General features: G+C 65.7%; 3 protein-coding genes. All 3 read right to left on the minus strand.

The window, feature by feature from the left end; translation table 11 throughout:
• Window positions 1-90: 90 nt before the first annotated feature.
• Window positions 91-318 carry a DUF3551 domain-containing protein gene (locus tag ACT4OC_RS21370; RefSeq protein ID WP_444841022.1) on the minus strand — a complete coding sequence of 76 codons (228 nt, stop codon included), beginning with the start codon at window positions 316-318 and terminating at the stop codon, window positions 91-93.
• Window positions 319-419: 101 nt separating this feature from the next.
• On the minus strand, window positions 420-1,709 hold the full coding sequence (locus ACT4OC_RS21375; RefSeq protein ID WP_444841023.1) for an MFS transporter: 1,290 nt from the start codon (window positions 1,707-1,709) through the stop codon (window positions 420-422).
• Between the two features lie 105 nt (window positions 1,710-1,814).
• On the minus strand, window positions 1,815-3,005 hold the full coding sequence (locus tag ACT4OC_RS21380; RefSeq protein ID WP_444841024.1) for an acetyl-CoA C-acyltransferase: 1,191 nt from the start codon (window positions 3,003-3,005) through the stop codon (window positions 1,815-1,817).
• Window positions 3,006-3,354 lie beyond the last annotated feature (349 nt).

Genomic DNA, 3,354 nt, shown 5'->3' on the forward strand with positions numbered 1-3,354 from the left:
TCGCCGAACCGCTGCGCACGCCGGGACCGCCGGGCAATATGTCGACGCGGCCGTGAATGGTCGGTCCCTCACGGGCAGCGCGATGCTAAATCAGCGCGGGCCGCGGTAGAACGGGTTGAGGATACAGGTGGCCGCAAGGCCGGCCGCTCGCTGCGCGCACTGGTTCCGCGAGTGATAGCGGCACTCGGTGCGCGCGCCGCCGAACATCTCGATTACCCTCATGCAGACCGGATATCTCGGATTGTAGTTCTGGGCACGAGCCGACGAAGCCGCCGATATCGCCGCCACAGTCAACATGACCAAGAACAGAATGCGCATCGAGACCTCCATCGCAACCGGCGCGACATCTGCGCGTCAGCAGACGAGGTGTCAAGTCAAATCATGTTCCAGGCGCCGCATCCAAAAGGGCGTTGTGTTCGCTAAGCGGCCGCCGCCGCTACTTTCGCCGGCCGCGTGATCGTGAGCACGATCACGGCTGCGACAATGCAAAGCGCGCCGGCGATGAAGAAGGCCGGCAGATACGTGGCGTACACCGTGCGCGAAAGGCCCGCGCCGAAGGCGGCGGCGCCGGCACCCAGCTGATGGCCGGCGAAGATCCAGCCGAACACGAGGTTGGCGCGCTCGGCGCCGAAGCGTTGCGCGGTGAGGCGCACCGTCGGCGGCACGGTGGCGATCCAGTCGAGGCCGTAGAAGACGGCGAACAGCGACAGGCCGTAGAATGTGAAGTCGGTGAACGGCAGGAACAGCAGCGACAGTCCGCGCAGGCCGTAATACCAGAACAGGAGCCAGCGGTTGTCGTAGCGGTCCGACAGCCAGCCGGAGAGGATGGTACCGACGAAATCGAAGATGCCCATCGCCGCGAGCAGGCTTGCAGCCTGCACCTGCGGGATGCCGAAGTCGAGGCACATCGGGATCAGGTGCACTTGCACCAGGCCATTGGTGCTGGCGCCGCAGATGAAGAAGGTCGCGAACAGGACCCAGAACACGGGTGAATTCGAGCAGTCGCGCAAGGTGCCGAGCGCGACGGCCGCGATCGGCGCGGTGCTGGGCGGCGGCGCTGGCAGGGGCTCGGTGCCCTCATCGCCGAACGGGCGCTGGCCGACGTCGCTCGGCCGATCGCGCATCACCATCAGCACCGCAAAGGCGGCAACGCCCAACATCATGCAGACCAGCGCCAGCGCAAAACGCCAGCCGACACGGTCGGTGATGGCGGCCAGCGCCGGCAGGAATAGCAATTGCCCCGTCGCGACGCTCGCGGTGAGGATGCCGACCACCAGCCCGCGCCGCGCCACGAACCAGCGCGTGGCGATCGTTGCGCCCAGCACCAGCGCGGTCATGCCGGTGCCGATGCCGACCACGACGCCCCACAGCAGCACGAGTTGCCAGACCTGCGTCATGAACAGCGACCCCAGCAGGCCGGAAACGACGACGAGTTGGGCAACGAGAGTGACGTTGCGCAGGCCGTAGCGATTGAGCAGCGCCGCCGCGAACGGCGCCATCAACCCGAACAGGATCAAGCGGATCGACAGCGCCGAGGAAATCTCCGCCGCGCTCCATCCGAATTCCTGTTGCAAGGGCACGATGAAGACGCCGGGCGCGCCGACGGTGCCGGCCGAGATCAGCGCGGCAAGGAACGTCACGCCTACTATCACCCAGCCGTAGTGGATATTGCGTCGGGCGAGGGCGGCGGCGAGCCAGTTCGAGATCATGACCGTTCCTTGAGTAATCCGGGATAGGATGACGTACAGGGTACCTGCTGCCAGCGTACTGGCAGCAACGACAATACCGTTTCGCTATGGAAGTTGGCGAAGCGGTCAATGCACCACGCGCTCGACCGCAATCGCAGTGGCTTCGCCGCCGCCGATGCAGAGCGAGGCGATGCCGCGCTTGAGGTTGTTGGCTTCCATCGCGTGCAGCAGCGTCACGATCAGCCGCGCGCCGGTGGCGCCGATGGGATGGCCGAGCGCGCAGGCGCCGCCGTTGATGTTGAGTTTTTCTCTGGGGATCCCGAGGTCGCGTTGCGCCGCCATGGCGACGACGGCAAACGCCTCGTTGATCTCGAACAGGTCGACGTCACCGACGCTCCAGCCGACCTTGTCGAGCAGCTTGCGGATCGCCGGGATCGGCGCGGTGGTGAACCATTGCGGTTCCTGGCTGTGGGTGGCGTGGCCCTTGATCTCGGCCAGGACAGGCAGGCCGTCGCGGCCGGCGAGGGAACGTCTTGCAAGGATCAGCGCGGCGGCGCCGTCGGCGTTCGCCGAGGAGGCGGCCGGCGTGATGGTGCCGCCAGCGCGGAAGGCAGGCTTCAGGCCGGGGATCTTCGCAGGATCCACTTTGAGCGGATGTTCGTCATTGGCGACGATGCGGGGGCCGGCCTTCTCGGCGAGCGTGATCGGCGCGATCTCGGCCCTGAAGGCGCCGCTTTCCACCGCCCTGCGGGCGCGGGTCAGCGTCTCCATCGCGTATTTGTCCTGATCGGCGCGGGTGAACTGGTAGGCCTCGGCGGTCGCTTCGCCAAAGTCACCCATCGAGCGGCCGGTCTCATAGGCGTCCTCGAGGCCATCCATCATCATGTGATCGATGATGCGGTCATGGCCGGCACGATAGCCGCTGCGCGCCTTCGCCAGCAGATAGGGGGCGTTGCTCATGCTCTCCATGCCGCCGGACAGCACGATATTCGCGGAGCCGGCCTTGATGACGTCATGCGCCAGCATGGTTGCCTTCTTGCCGGAGCCGCAGACCTTGTTGACGGTGGTGGCGCCGGTGGCATCCGGAAGCTTCGCGCCGCGCGCGGCCTGCCGCGCCGGGGCCTGGCCCTGCCCGGCGGGGAGCACGTTGCCCATGAAAACCTCGTCGATCCGCTCCGGCGCGAGCTTTGCGCGCTCCAGTGCCGCTCCAATCACATGCGCGCCGAGCTTGTGGGCGGCGAGCGGCGACAGATCCCCCATGAAACGGCCGAGCGGGGTGCGGGCGGCGGAGAGGATGACGACGGGATCGTGGGTCATGACGTTGCTCCCTGAGCGACGGAATCTATTGAATTATGAACATCATATGATGCAGCGCAAAAAATGCAATGCCGGCTGCCATGATAAATTGTCGTGATCGCATGAGGCGGCACGAAGAGCCACACTTTAGCGCCTTCATCCTGAGAGCCGTAGGGTGGGCAAAGGCGCGCTTGCGCCGTGCCCACCTTCACATGCACTGGTGCAAGAAAGGTGGGCACGCTTCGAGACTGGGCAAGTATTCTGCGGCTAAGTTGCGGTACTGAATCGGACGCGGTTGATCGCTGAGTTTTGCCCTGATTTGGCTGAGAAGCGCCCCATGAAGGCGGTAATGCGGCCCAGAGCGGGCGTG

Source organism: Bradyrhizobium sp. (assembly GCF_052389815.1).
Lineage (GTDB): Bacteria > Pseudomonadota > Alphaproteobacteria > Rhizobiales > Xanthobacteraceae > Bradyrhizobium.